The sequence below is a fragment of the Microbulbifer marinus genome (genome assembly GCF_900107725.1).
Taxonomy (GTDB): Bacteria; Pseudomonadota; Gammaproteobacteria; order Pseudomonadales; family Cellvibrionaceae; genus Microbulbifer; species Microbulbifer marinus.
Genome location: NZ_FNQO01000003.1, coordinates 22,014 through 35,391, shown reverse-complemented (window position 1 = coordinate 35,391; position 13,378 = coordinate 22,014). Strand labels below are relative to the sequence as shown.

Below are 13,378 nucleotides of genomic sequence, written 5' to 3'. Positions count from 1 at the left end.
TGGCTATGCGCTCATAAAAAAAGCCCCGGCAATTGCCGGGGCTTTTCGTTAGTGATTTAAATTACTGGTTAATCGGTGCCATACAGGCCAAGTACACATCCAGCTGGTTGACCTCGGTCAGCAGGCTGTCGAGGCGGAGATGCACCTGGTCGAAGTCATGGATGGAATTGAAGGTCAACAGGCGCTGATTGACCGCGCCGTCCACATCGAACACGACCAGTGACGATCCAGAGGCGCTGTCGCCGGTGGGTACTCCATCCCGCAGCGTGGTGATGGTGATCGTATCCAACAGTATGAGATCCAGAATTGATGCCGGATGCTCGACCAGGAAACCGATCCTGTGGCGGCCGATCAGAGTCTCGGTCCTTTCGACCTCGAGGTAGGCATAGCCGGATGCACCCGTCGCTACTTCCATACGCGCCGCATCGGTGATGACGTCGTTGGTCACCCGGCCCGGACTGGTTACCGAGCAGCCGCTGCAGTCGCCGACTGTGCCGTGGTCCAGTTTCGAATTGAAGGTAGTAATCGGCTCGAAGTTGCCGATACCTTCGCAGGTCGCCGCGGTGCCATCGTCACATGCGTCACCGATACCGTCACCGTCGAAGTCGTCCTGTTCTGTGCTCGGCGGTACGGGTGGATTGTACGTCTGCGGACAGTTATCGGTTTGGTTGTCGACGCCGTCGCCGTCCACATCCGGATCACAGGCGTCGCCGAGGCCATCACCGTCCGAATCAATCTGGTCCGGATTGGAAGTTGCCGGGCAATTGTCGTCGTTGTCGTCGACGCCGTCACCATCCTGGTCGGGATCACAGGCATCGCCGAAGCCGTCGCCGTCGCTGTCTTGCTGCGATGGATTGTTCACCAGCGGGCAGTTGTCGACGTCGTCGGTAACGTCGTCGCCATCGAGGTCGTCGTCACAGACATCGCCGATACCATCGCCGTCGGTGTCGAGTTGATCGGCGTTGGCGGTCATCGGGCAGTTGTCGCCACTGTCGCCGACGCCGTCGCCATCCGTATCGTCGTCACAGGCGTCGCCGATACCGTCGTTGTCGAGATCCGACTGGTCCGCATTTTCGATGTTGGGACAGTTGTCTTGCCCGTTATCGACACCGTCGCCGTCGCTGTCACCTTGATCGCAAGTGTTGGTGGCATCCGTCGGGCAGTCATCGCTACCGTCGGGTATACCGTCGCCATCGCGATCATCGTCACAGGCGTCGCCGACACCGTCGCCGTCCAGGTCGCCCTGATCGTTATTGGGGGTCAGCGGGCAGTTGTCGTCCCCGTCGCCGATGCCGTCGTTGTCGTCGTCGTTGTCACAGGCGTCGCCCTGACCGTCGCCATCGCTGTCGAGCTGATCGTCATTGGCCACCAGCGGGCAGTTATCGATGTCGTCTTCGACACCGTCGTTGTCGCTGTCAATCAGATCATCACAGGCATCGCCGATGCCATCGCCATCGGTGTCCCGCTGCGAGGAGTTGGGGTGTGAGGGGCAGTTGTCAGCGTCGTTCGCAACGCCGTCGTCGTCGTTGTCGATCAGATCGTCACAGGCGTCGCCGATACCATCGCCGTCCACGTCTTCCTGATCGGTGTTGCTGACCAGCGGGCAATTGTCACTGTCGTTGTCCACACCATCGCCGTCTCGATCGGTGTCACAAGCGTCGCCGATGCCGTCGCCGTCCTGGTCCGCCTGGTCGGTATTGGGTGTCAGTGGGCAGTTATCGCCGCCGTCAGCGGTGCCGTCGCCATCGTCGTCGCCGTCACACGCGTTTCCGGCGCCATCGCCGTCGATATCGGCCTGATCGGAATTGGCGTCATTGGGACAGTTGTCTGCGCCGTCATCGACGCCGTCGTCGTCGGTATCGCTATCGGAGTCACAGGCATCGCCGATATTGTCGTTGTCCTGATCGGCTTGGTCCGGATTTGCGGTCCCAGGACAGTTGTCGAGGCTGTCGGTTACATCGTCGCCGTCGCGATCATTGTCACAGGCGTCGCCGGTACCGTCACCGTCGATGTCGGACTGCTCATTGTTGGCGATTAGTGGGCAGTTATCCTGCTCATTGGCGACATCATCACCGTCGATATCGGAATCGCAGGCATCGCCGATGGAATCCTTGTCGGTGTCGGCCTGGTCGGCGTTGGCGGCATTGGGGCAGTTGTCACTGCTGTCGGCAATACCGTCGCTATCCGTATCGACGACGGTTGTAGTAGGTGTCACCTGAATGGTGCTGTTTCTTCTGCCGTTTTTGGTATCCGCGCTGCACGCGGTCAGAATAACGACCGAAAGTGAAAGTAAAATAATCAAGAGACGGCGCATGGATAAACTCTCCAAAACAAAATTCCTTTTTGTTATCTGCCAGGGAACAAGGGTGAACCTGTCTTACGCAGCAGTCGGATGTACGGCGGAAAATTCTTATGTGCCGTAAATCCACCACCTACTTCCCTGTAGGCCCGGCCTCGCTGCCGCTAATGGGGTTGATTGAACGCCCGGTAATTGCGGTGCGCGCTGCCGGCCGCCTTTATACTTCTTTGCAGTCTGAGTTCTAATAGAAATTGTGATCCACTGCTAAAAAATGGCGTGACAATAATCAAGTAATCGTTTGACAGGTACATCGGGACGCAATCGCGTCGCGACATTCGACTGTCGGGTGAAGGGAGATTCAGGGCCTGCAACTGCGGTAAGTTCAATATGTCCTTCGGCGGGATCTCTAGTTGGTACGCAATGATCGATTAAAGTTGAGCGGGTAAGCATTCGGCGGGCTTCGGCGCGGCTCGCATCGCGAAGCTGACAAGATATGCTCTGGCAACCTCTGCGGCCTCCGAAATCCGGAGCTTGTAAATCTTACAGACTATTTGGATATGTATTTTTAGGCGCGGCCGCGAGGGCGTCTAAAAAGTCGACGGCAAAGTCTGTGCTACCTGTGGACACTGGTGCGCGTGTTGACACCTGTACGGGAGCCATTCTGAAGTGGGGAGGTGTCACCGCGCGGACCCGATCTCTGGCATTTTCACAAGGTGTTCTGAGTACAATCTTGGCCACGAATGTATTCCGCCTCTGATGAGTTGCTTCCTAGTGCAGCTGCTCCGTCAACCTGGCCTGCCAGCGTTTCCTCAGGCTTATCCCGGCGCCGTCGCGTGTAACAGTCAGTTCCGAATTTGACTAGTCGCGATCGCCGCATCGCCCTACACTGACCGCCTGCAAGAGGAGATGTCAGTGCAGCTCGACCCCGCAATCTGTTCCAGCGCGCGCCTTGCCCGCGACCGGCGCTTCGATGGCCGTTTCTTCACGGCGGTGAAGACCACCGGTATCTTCTGTCGGCCCATCTGTCCGGCGCGACCGCCGCTGGAACACAATGTGACCTACTTCGCGACGGCGGCGGAGGCGGCGAATGCCGGCTTTCGCCCCTGTCTGCGCTGCCGACCGGACTCGGCGCCGGGGAGCCCGGCCTGGGGGCTGGTGTCCACGACGGTGCAGCGCGCGCTGAAGTTGATGCGCAGTGAGCGCGAAGCGCAATCCGTGGAAGTCCTGGCGATGCGCCTCGGGGTCAGCAGCCGATACCTGCGGCGGCTGTTTGGCGAACATCTGGGCGTAAGCCCGCTGGCAGTGTGGCAGGCAGAGCGCGCGCTGTTCGCATTCAGGCTGCTGCGCGATACCGAACTGCCGATCGCCGATATCGCGTTTGAGGCGGGTTTCAACAGCCTGCGCCGCTTCAACGGCGTGTTCAAGCAGATCTACCAGCGCACGCCTTCGGAAGTCAGGCGGGAGCGGGCTGCTGGGGGCGTGGCCGGTGCGCGGGGATCAAGAATCCGTCTCTATCTCGATTACCGCCCGCCGCTGGACTGGTCGCAGCTACTGGCATTTCTCGGTGCGCGCGTGCTGGCCGGTGTGGAGCAGGTGGAGGGCGAGGTGTACCAGCGCAGCATCGCGCTGGATCAGTTCCGCGGCGTACTGCGGGTAACCCACCAGGCGGAGAAGAGCCGCCTGGTGGTGGAGGTGCAGGGCGAGGGCGCTGGGGCAGCACTCTACCTGGTCAACCAGCGGTTGCGGCGCCTGTTCGACCTGGACGCCGACACCGAGGAGATCTCTGCCGTGCTGTCGCGGGACCCGATGCTGGAGAAACAGCTGGCGCTTTCGCCGGGGCTGCGTTTGCCGGGCGCCTGGGATCCGTTCGAATACGCCATTCGCGCGATTCTCGGCCAGCAGATTTCCGTTGCTGCCGCCACCACTATCGCCGGGCGTATCGTGGCCCGCTATGGCGAGTCGTTTGTGGACGATGCGGGTGACGAGCACTGGCTGTTCCCGACCGCGCAGCGGCTCGAGGGAGCGGACTTCTCCGACCTGGGCTTGACCCGCGCGCGAGCGCGGACGCTGCGTGAGTTTGTCGCCGCGACTCTGGAAGGGCGGGTGAATTTTGCCGAGCCAGAGCTGGACGATTGGTGCCGGCAGATAACGGCGTTGCCCGGCATCGGAGACTGGACCGCACACTATATCGCCATGCGCGGCCTGTCGATGCCGGACGCGTTTCCGGCATCGGACCTGGGAATATTGCAGGCACTCGGCAGCGGGGCGGAAAAGGCCAAGCCGAAACAGGCGCTGGCGCGGGCCGAAAACTGGCGCCCGTGGCGCGCCTACGGGGCGCTGTTGTTGTGGCAGTCGCTGAAATCCGGAGATTGACGATGACGAACTATGAAATCTACTCCACCCGCTTCGGCGAGGTTTTGATCGCCGCGGACGAGCGGGGGCTGGTGGCGCTGGAGTTTCACCGCGACGGACACGCGACGCGGGTGGGCCAGGACTGGCAGCGCCGGGCGTCGGAGTTGACCGACAGGGCCGCACAGCAGCTGACAGAGTACTTCGCCGGTGAGCGGCGGGATTTCGAGCTGCCTCTGAACCCCCGCGGCACCGAATTCCAGCGCCGCGTCTGGGACGCACTGCTGCGCATCCCCTACGGCGAAACCCGCAGCTACCGCGAGCAGGCGGAGACACTGGGCAACCTGAAGGCGATTCGGGCGGTGGCGCGGGCCAATGGCGCCAACCCGATAGCGATAGTGATTCCGTGCCACCGGGTGATCGGCGCGGACGGCACCCTGACCGGCTACGCCGGCGGCCTGGACATGAAGGCCCGCCTGCTGTCCCTGGAGGGCGCCCGTTTCGTGCAGCAGGGCGCGCTGCTGTAGCCCGCCCGGGGCCACCGGAAAAAGCGCAAGGTTCATCCGCTAGCCACGGCCCCCTCGGCGCGGGATAATACCCGGCTTGCACCAACAGAATGCCGGAGGCCGAATGCTGTACAGACTGGGGGATAAGCAGCCACAACTGGAAGGCGAGGGGCACTATATCGCGCCCGGCGCCCACGTGATCGGCAATGTCAGAATGCTTAGTCATAGCAGTGTCTGGTTCAATGCGGTGGTGCGCGGCGATTGCGACCAGATCACCATCGGCGAGTACAGCAACGTGCAGGACGGCTCGGTACTGCACACGGATCCGGGCGTTCCCCTGACGATCGGTACCGGCGTGACCATCGGCCACAAGGTGATGCTGCACGGTTGCAGTATCGGCGATTACAGCCTGATCGGCATAAACGCGGTGGTATTGAACGGCGCCAAGATCGGCAAGTGCTGCATCATCGGCGCCAACGCGCTGGTCACCGAAAATGCCGAGATCCCCGACTATTCGATGGTACTGGGCAGCCCCGGCAAGGTTGTCAAAACCCTCGATGAATCCACTTTCGAACTGCTCAAGGCCAGTAGCGATCACTACGCCGACAACGGCAAGCGCTTTGCCGAGCAGTTAGTCCCTGTTTCAGAATCGTGATGTCAGAAGAAGCAGTATTGACCGAGTTGCCGGTGGAGAAGCCGGTAAAGTCCCCGTGTATTTCCGTATGTGCCCTGAATGCGCAGGATATCTGTGAGGGCTGTTTCCGCAGCGGTATGGAAATCAGTCGCTGGGGCACCATGAATAACGATGAGCGCCGTGCAGTGCTGAAGAGCTGTACCGAGCGCGCGCGGCAGATGGGCCGCATCTGGTAACACGAAACAAGAATTAAAACGGCATTGGTCGGCCATCCTAATAAGGCCGATGTGAAGCCCTGATACCGGGGGGCTTTTGCCAGACCTTCCACGGCCATGGATGGCCGTGGAGAGCGTACAGGGATGTATTAAAGGGGGGCGCCTAGCCCGTGTCTGGCGAAAGCTCACCGGTAGCAGGGGCGCCCGGAAGCCAGCTACAGAGCACCCCGGGCCTAGCCTCCAAAAAATGCGTAATGATATGACCCAACCCTTTGTCCATTTACGAGTTCACTCGGAATTTTCGCTGATCGACGGTCTGGTGCGCATCAAGCCGCTGGTGGCGCGCGCCGCAGAACTGCAGATGCCGGCGCTGGCACTGACCGACCAGACCAACTTCTACGGCCAGATCAAGTTCTATCGCGCCTGTCTCGGCGCTGGTATCAAGCCGTTGACCGGTGCCGATTTCTGGCTCAGCGAGGGCGGTGAGGACAAGCCGACGCTGATCACGCTGTATGCGATGAACGGCGACGGCTACCGCAATATCACCGAGCTGATCTCCCGCGCCTGGATGGAGGGCCAATACCACGGCAACGCCTATGTGCGCCGCGAATGGCTGCGCGAATACAGTGAAGGCGTGCTGATGCTGTCCGGTGCCAAATACGGCGACGTCGGCCGCGCACTGGTTGCCGGGCGCCGGGCGCAGGCGGAAGAGCTGGCCCGGGAGTGGGCCCAGATTTTCCCCGGTCGCTACTACCTGGAACTGCAGCGCACTGGCCGCGCCGGTGACGAGGAATACCTGCACGCAGCGGTTGCCCTTGCCCAGGAGCTGAGCCTGCCGGTCGTGGCCACCAACGATGTGCGTTTCCTCGAGGAGAGCGAATTCGAGGCCCACGAGGTGCGCGTCTGTATTCACGAAGGTCGCGCCTTGGACGATCCGCGCCGCGAGCGACGCTATTCGGCGGAACAGTATTTCCGCACATCAGAAGAAATGTGGGAGCTGTTCAGCGATATTCCCGAAGCCCTGCACAATACCGTGGAGATCGCCAAGCGCTGCTCGGCACCGATTCAGCTGGGCAAGTACTTCCTGCCGGAGTACCCGATTCCCGAGGGCATGACCGAGAACCAGTTCTTTGAGAAGGTCTCTTTCGACGGCCTGGAACGGCGCCTGGAGAAAATTCTCGACAAGTCCGCGCCGGATTACGCCGAGCGCCGCAAGGTCTACGAGGATCGGCTGCGCTTCGAGCTGGACATCATCATCCAGATGGGCTTCCCGGGCTACTTCCTGATCGTGATGGACTTTATCCAGTGGGCCAAGGACCACGATATCCCGGTAGGGCCGGGGCGGGGTTCCGGTGCCGGCTCGCTGGTGGCCTACTCGCTGGATATTACCGACCTGGATCCGCTGCAGTACGACCTGCTGTTCGAGCGCTTCCTGAACCCGGAGCGGGTGTCGATGCCCGACTTCGACGTCGACTTCTGCATGGAGAAACGCGACCGGGTGATCGGCTACGTGGCCGACAATTACGGCCGCCAGGCGGTGAGCCAGATCATCACGTTCGGCACCATGGCGGCGAAAGCGGTGGTGCGCGACGTGGCGCGGGTACAGGGCAAGTCCTACGGCCTTGCCGACAAGCTGTCGAAGATGATTCCGCCCGACGTCGGCATGACCCTGACGAAGGCGTTCGAGCAGGAAGAGGTGCTGCGGGAATTTCTCGAGAACGACGAGGAGGGCCAGGAAATCTGGGAGATGGCCCTGCAGCTCGAGGGTGTGGCCCGTAACGTGGGCAAGCACGCCGGCGGCGTGGTCATTGCACCGACCAAGCTGACCGATTTCGCCCCGCTCTACTGCGACGAGACCGGTGCCGGTCTGGTGACCCAGTTCGACAAGAACGACGTAGAAGACGCGGGCTTGGTGAAGTTTGACTTCCTTGGCCTGCGCACGCTGACGATCATCGACTGGGCCAAGCGCATGGTGGACGAGCAGCGCGCGCGCGAGGGCAGGGAGCCGCTCGTCATCGAGGCGCTGCCACTCGACGATGAAGAAACCTTCAAGATGATCAAGCGGGCCGAGACCACCGCCGTGTTCCAGCTGGAATCCCGCGGCATGAAGGACCTGATCAAGCGCCTGCAGCCGGATAACCTCGAGGACATGATCGCCCTGGTGGCCCTGTTCCGCCCGGGTCCGCTGCAGTCGGGCATGGTGGACGACTTTATCAACCGGAAGCACGGCCGCGCCCAGGTGGCCTACCCGGATGCCAAATACCAGCACGAGAAACTGAAACCGATCCTGGAGCCGACCTACGGCGTTATCGTCTACCAGGAACAGGTGATGCAGATCGCACAGGAGTTGGCCGGCTATACGCTCGGTGGCGCCGACATGCTACGCCGCGCCATGGGTAAGAAAAAGCCCGAGGAGATGGCCAAGCAGCGGGCGACGTTTGAAGACGGTGCGAAAGCCCAGGGCGTTGACCCGGAGCTGGCGATCAAGATCTTCGACTTGGTGGAGAAGTTCGCCGGTTACGGCTTCAACAAATCCCACTCCGCCGCCTATGCGCTGGTGTCTTACCAGACCGCTTGGCTGAAGGCGCACTACCCGGCACAGTTCATGGCCGCGACCATGTCTTCGGACATGGACAAGACCGACAAGGTGGTGACCTTTATCGAAGAGTGCCGGGCCATGGAGCTGGTGCTGGTACCGCCGGACGTGAATCTGGGCAGCTACCAGTTCTCGGTCGATATCGACAACCGCATCATCTACGGCCTCGGCGCCATCAAGGGCCTTGGTGAGGGCCCGATCGAGAACATTATCGCGGTGCGTGAAGAGGGCGGGCCATTTACCGACCTGTTCGATTTCTGTTCCCGCATCGATCCGCGCAAGGTCAACAAGCGCGCGCTGGAAGCGCTGGTGCGTTCCGGCGCGTTGGACGGCATCGGCCCGGATGTCGGCGGCGCTGACGGCCTGGATTACTCCCGCGCGGTACTGTTCAATGCGCTGGACGAGGCGGTGAAGGCGGCCGAGCAGCAGGCCGCCAACGCCAGCGCGGGCATGATGGACCTGTTCGGCGAGGTGGTGCCGCAGGCGTCCGATGGCGATGTCTACGCGGAATTCCGCCGCACCCGCCCGTGGAGTATCCGCGAGCGCCTCGAGGGCGAGAAGAACACACTCGGCCTTTACCTGACCGGCCACCCGATCGACGAATACGAGGATGAGCTCAAGCATCTGGTGAAGGCGCGTATCGCCGACCTGAAGCCGGGCAAGGAAAGCCAGAAGGTGGCTGGCTTGGTGGTGGCGATGCGGGTGATGAAAACCAAGCGCGGCGATACCATGGCAATCGTGACGCTGGATGATCGAAGTGGCCGCATCGAAGCGGCGGTGTTCAGCGAGGCATTTGGCGAGCACCGCGAAAAACTGGCCAAGGATTCGCTGCTGGTGCTGGACGGCCCGGTTGCCCACGATGACTACAGCGGCGGCCTGAAAATGACCGTCAACGGCGTCTCGACACTGGACGAACTGCGCCAGCGCAGCGTAAACGGGATGCGCCTGCAACTGGAAAGCGCCGCCGCGACGCCCGGGCTGGCCAAGCGCCTGGCGGCCTGCCTGCAACCCTATACCGGTGGGCCCGCCAGTAGTTGCGGTGTCAGACTGGAGGTTATGCGCAGCGACGCCCGCGGTGTCTACAAGTTGCCACCCGAGTGGAACGTGGAGCCAAATGACCAGCTGGTGCAGTCATTGCGCGAATTGCTCGGGCGCGAGCGGGTTGCGCTCAACTACACTGAGCGACGGTAGATGCGCCCGGGGTCGACTGGCTGGTTCTGTACGGGTAAGCTATGCCGCCATTATGTCCTGGTGGCGTTGAATTGAGTTAAAGGCGCGGATTTCATGAATTTCAATTTTCTCGAGTTTGAACAGCCGATTGCTGAACTGGAAGGCAAGATAAAAGAGCTGCAGCACGTGGGCGATGACAACGAGCTGAACATTGCTGACGAGGTGGCCCGCCTGCGGGAGAAGAGCAAGAGTCTGACCGAATCCATTTACTCCGACCTGTCGCCGTGGCAGGTGGTGCAAGTGGCGCGCCATCCACAGCGCCCCTATTCGAAAGACTATATAGAGCGCATCTTCACCGACTGGGACGAGCTGCACGGCGACCGCCATTTCGGGGATGACAAGGCGATTATCGCGGGTATTGCGCGCCTGAACGGCGTGCCGGTGGCGGTGATCGGTGAGGAGAAAGGTCGCTCCGTCAACGAAAAGGTGGCCCGCAACTTCGGTATGCCGAAGCCCGAGGGCTATCGCAAGGCACTGCGTGTCATGGAAATGGCCGAGCGTTTCAAAATGCCGGTGCTGACGCTGATCGATACACCCGGGGCCTATCCCGGCATCGACAGTGAGGAGCGTGGCATCAGTGAAGCCATCGCAAAGAACCTGGCGGTCATGTCGCGCCTGCGCACGCCGATCATCTGCACGGTGATCGGCGAGGGCTCTTCCGGCGGCGCCCTGGCGATAGGCGTCGGCGATCAGCTGAACATGCTGCAGTACTCGACCTACTTCGTGATTTCGCCGGAAGGCTGCGCCAACATTATCTGGAAAACCGTGGAGAAGGCGCCGCTGGCGGCCGAGGCCATGGGGGTGACTTCCAGCGTGCTGGAAGAGCTGGGCATCGTGGATGAAACCATTCCGGAGCCTCTGGGCGGCGCCCACCGCGATCCGGATACCATGGCTTCGCGCCTGAGAGAGCGTCTCAGTGCCCAGCTCGAGGAGCTGCGCAGTGTGCCGATCGATGAGTTGCTAGAGAAGCGGTACCAGCGCCTGATGAGCTACGGGAACATCGTCTCCTAATCCCCGTTTCAGAATTCACCCTCTCCCGGAATCGGGGGAGGGTGACAGCGCCCTCCCGATTCCGTTGCGCGGACAGTCCTCAGTCCTTGGTGGCCATTGCCATGGCGACCGTTCCCGGCCCCAGATTGATGCCGCCTGACAGGCTCATAACCGAACGGTAGACCTTCACATTGTGCTCCTGCGCGACCTGTTCCAGCTCGGCAAACCCCGGTATTTTTGCCAGTTCCTCCAGCCGGCCGGCGATACTGGTCGCAACCATCGGTGCCTGCAGCTCTCCCGCGCGGATCTTGTCGATCGCCAGCTTGAACAGGGCCTCGGTGCAGTTGTCATAGCCGCGTACGGTGTCGGTCACCGTACTGCCGTCATGGTGGATCGACAGGATAGGGTGCAGATCCAGGTGACGGGCGGCGGTCGCCTTGAGCCAACTGATGCTGTTTTCGTTTTTCGCGCGCGCGCGTTCGCGCACGTAGTAAACATCCTTGATGGCGGCGTAGCCGTGAATCTTGCGGCGAAACTCTTCCGCTCTTTGCCGGACCTGAGCGCCGCTGAGCCCCTTTTGAATCAGGCTGAGTGAATAGAGTGCGAGCAGCCCCTGGCCGCAGAACACCGTTTGTGAATCCACGACGTGAATCGAGATGTCGTCGGCGATCGCGTCGTTATTGCTCAGCCTGCGTACAGCGGTACGCGCGTTGTCGAATGTCGGGCTGTTGGCGCCATTGATGGTCTGTACCACGATATCCTTACCGCCTTTATCGATCAGACCCTGCAGTATCGACTCGATATCATCGGTGGAGGCCGGCCCCGTCACTATCTGGCGCGAGCGATCGACCAGGGACATGGAGTAAAAATGTGACATCTTGGCGGGGTTGCGCTGATCGCCGAAGCTGTCCTCGCCAACGCTGACGGTGTGGGGAAGTACCGGAACGGAGAATTTTCGTAGGAACTCATCCGGCAGGTCACAACCGGAATCTACAACTAACTGGACCATTTTGGACTCTTTTTATAAAAATTTGACACAGTTCAAACTCAGAACAGGAATTTATCATCAGGGGCCAATTTGCGACAGGCCAAAATGGCACAATAGTTTCATTTGTGCTCAAAATTCCATCATTAGAGGTTGCGGTAAAATTCCATATGTGCGGCAAGGGCGCGGGTGCACGCGCTGGGCAGGTGAGGCGGATTGGGTGAGCGGAAGCGAATGTGAGTGAGTGGATTGAGGGTGTATTGAGCCGGGTATCGCGTCATTCCTGTGGCGGAAACCGCTGGCTGGGCTTCAGTGGCGGATTGGATTCCACTGTGCTGCTCCACCTGTTGAGTCGGCAGGGGCTCGAGTTGCGGGCAATACACGTGAACCACGGCCTGTCTGCCAATGCCGGTGCCTGGCAGGAGCACTGTGCGGCGATGGCGGATTCGCTGGGGGTGCCGTTTGTGGCGCGCCGTGTCCAGGTGGATCGCGATGGTCGCGGGTTGGAGCAGGCAGCGCGCGATGCCCGCTACAGAGTGTTCGGGGAAGTACTGCAGCCCGGTGACGAGCTGCTGTTGGCTCAGCACGGCGACGACCAGGTGGAAACCTTTTTTCTGCGCCTGCTGCGCGGTGCCGGCGCCCTCGGTCTCGCCGCGATGGCAGACGCTCGACCACTCGGCGGCGCGAGCGTGTTGCGTCCGCTGCTCGGCGTCGGTCGCGCGCAGCTGGAGGAGTATGCGCGCGAACACCGCTTGCGGTGGATTGAAGATGAGAGCAACGCGGACCAGTCGCTGGATCGCAACTACCTGCGCGCCGCGGTGTTGCCGCTGTTGAGCGAGCGCTGGCCACTGCGCGAACGGGTGACGCGCGCCGTGCAGAATTTGCGCGAAGCGGCGGAGCTGCTCGGGGATCTGGGCAGCGCAGATCTTGAGCTCTGCGATCAGCGCCGCGAGCGTTTCGGTGAGAGTATCAGCCTGGCATCGGTGCGGTTGCTACCGCAGCGTCGGCGGAAGAACCTGTTGCGCAGCTGGATTGCCGCCTGCGGTGGCAGCATGCCGGAGGCGCCGCATCTCGAGCAGGCCCTGCAGCAGGCCCTGCAGTCCGGCGAGGATACCCAGATGGCAGTTGCCGTCGGTGGGCTGGTGGCACGCCGCTTTCGCGATCGCCTGTTCCTGACACCACCGCTGCCGGCGAGTCCGGCTGGCCGTCAATACCGCTGGAATGGCCGGGATCGCCTGGAGCTGGCCGGCGGTTGGACCCTGACGGTAGATTCCGGCTGGCCCCAAGGGGATTATCAGGTCTGTTATCGCTCCGGTGGCGAGCGGGCCCGGCCAACCCATCGCCGACACTCGCAGGCATTGAAAAAGCTGTTGCAGGAAGCCGGGCTGGAGCCCTGGCTGCGCGACTTGGTACCACTGGTCTACCGTGACGGGACGCTGCTCGCGGTGGGTGATCTGTTCCTTTGTGAAGAGGGGCTTGAAGGATCGCTCAAATGGCGCTATGGCGGGGCCTGCGGGTAATTTGCGATTGAGCGGCAGGCACCTTTCTGGTAGTCTGGCGTCCCATCTCAAAGG

At 61.5% G+C, this 13,378-nt stretch carries 9 protein-coding genes; 7 read left to right on the top strand and 2 right to left on the bottom strand.

Features of this window, described 5'->3' with window-relative positions; all coding sequences use genetic code 11:
* Nucleotides 1-61: 61 nt before the first annotated feature.
* Nucleotides 62-2,215 carry a thrombospondin type 3 repeat-containing protein gene (locus BLW36_RS17430; protein ID WP_211567198.1) on the bottom strand — a complete coding sequence of 718 codons (2,154 nt, stop codon included), beginning with the start codon at nt 2,213-2,215 and terminating at the stop codon, nt 62-64.
* Nucleotides 2,216-3,211: 996 nt separating this feature from the next.
* On the opposite strand from BLW36_RS17430, the gene BLW36_RS12135 reads away from it, so the two are divergent.
* The 6 genes from BLW36_RS12135 (at nt 3,212) to BLW36_RS12110 (ending at nt 10,840) form a co-directional block, all read left to right on the top strand.
* A complete protein-coding gene (locus BLW36_RS12135; RefSeq protein WP_091390136.1) occupies nt 3,212-4,672 on the top strand; it encodes a DNA-3-methyladenine glycosylase 2 family protein in 1,461 nt (486 codons plus the stop codon).
* Between the two features lie 2 nt (nt 4,673-4,674).
* Nucleotides 4,675-5,175 (top strand): methylated-DNA--[protein]-cysteine S-methyltransferase, encoded by a 501-nt coding sequence (locus BLW36_RS12130; RefSeq protein ID WP_091388801.1) that lies wholly within the window; start codon nt 4,675-4,677, stop codon nt 5,173-5,175.
* Between the two features lie 103 nt (nt 5,176-5,278).
* A complete protein-coding gene (locus tag BLW36_RS12125) occupies nt 5,279-5,809 on the top strand; it encodes a gamma carbonic anhydrase family protein (protein WP_091388798.1) in 531 nt (176 codons plus the stop codon).
* Nucleotides 5,809-6,024 carry a DUF1289 domain-containing protein gene (locus BLW36_RS12120; RefSeq protein ID WP_091388795.1) on the top strand — a complete coding sequence of 72 codons (216 nt, stop codon included), beginning with the start codon at nt 5,809-5,811 and terminating at the stop codon, nt 6,022-6,024. Before BLW36_RS12125 ends, BLW36_RS12120 begins: the two co-directional genes overlap by 1 nt.
* 238 nt (nt 6,025-6,262) lie before the next feature.
* A complete protein-coding gene (gene dnaE / locus BLW36_RS12115; protein WP_091390132.1) occupies nt 6,263-9,790 on the top strand; it encodes a DNA polymerase III subunit alpha in 3,528 nt (1,175 codons plus the stop codon).
* A 93-nt stretch (nt 9,791-9,883) separates the two neighbouring features.
* Nucleotides 9,884-10,840, top strand: a complete 957-nt coding sequence (locus BLW36_RS12110; RefSeq protein ID WP_091388792.1) for an acetyl-CoA carboxylase carboxyltransferase subunit alpha — start codon at nt 9,884-9,886, stop codon at nt 10,838-10,840.
* A 79-nt stretch (nt 10,841-10,919) separates the two neighbouring features.
* Here BLW36_RS12110 and BLW36_RS12105 read toward each other — a convergent pair whose 3' ends face one another.
* On the bottom strand, nt 10,920-11,828 hold the full coding sequence (locus BLW36_RS12105) for a DegV family protein (RefSeq protein WP_091388789.1): 909 nt from the start codon (nt 11,826-11,828) through the stop codon (nt 10,920-10,922).
* Nucleotides 11,829-12,040: 212 nt separating this feature from the next.
* On the opposite strand from BLW36_RS12105, the gene tilS reads away from it, so the two are divergent.
* Nucleotides 12,041-13,324 (top strand): tRNA lysidine(34) synthetase TilS, encoded by a 1,284-nt coding sequence (tilS, locus tag BLW36_RS12100; RefSeq protein WP_244506243.1) that lies wholly within the window; start codon nt 12,041-12,043, stop codon nt 13,322-13,324.
* The last annotated feature ends 54 nt before the right edge of the window (nt 13,325-13,378 follow it).

Coding starts and splice junctions, on each gene's coding strand:
- BLW36_RS12105 (WP_091388789.1), bottom strand. CDS start 11,828: ATGGTCCAGTTAGTTGTAGATTCCGGTTGTGACCTGCCGGATGAGTTC.
- BLW36_RS12125 (WP_091388798.1), top strand. CDS start 5,279: ATGCTGTACAGACTGGGGGATAAGCAGCCACAACTGGAAGGCGAGGGG.
- BLW36_RS12110 (WP_091388792.1), top strand. CDS start 9,884: ATGAATTTCAATTTTCTCGAGTTTGAACAGCCGATTGCTGAACTGGAA.
- BLW36_RS12120 (WP_091388795.1), top strand. CDS start 5,809: ATGTCAGAAGAAGCAGTATTGACCGAGTTGCCGGTGGAGAAGCCGGTA.
- BLW36_RS12130 (WP_091388801.1), top strand. CDS start 4,675: ATGACGAACTATGAAATCTACTCCACCCGCTTCGGCGAGGTTTTGATC.
- dnaE (WP_091390132.1), top strand. CDS start 6,263: ATGACCCAACCCTTTGTCCATTTACGAGTTCACTCGGAATTTTCGCTG.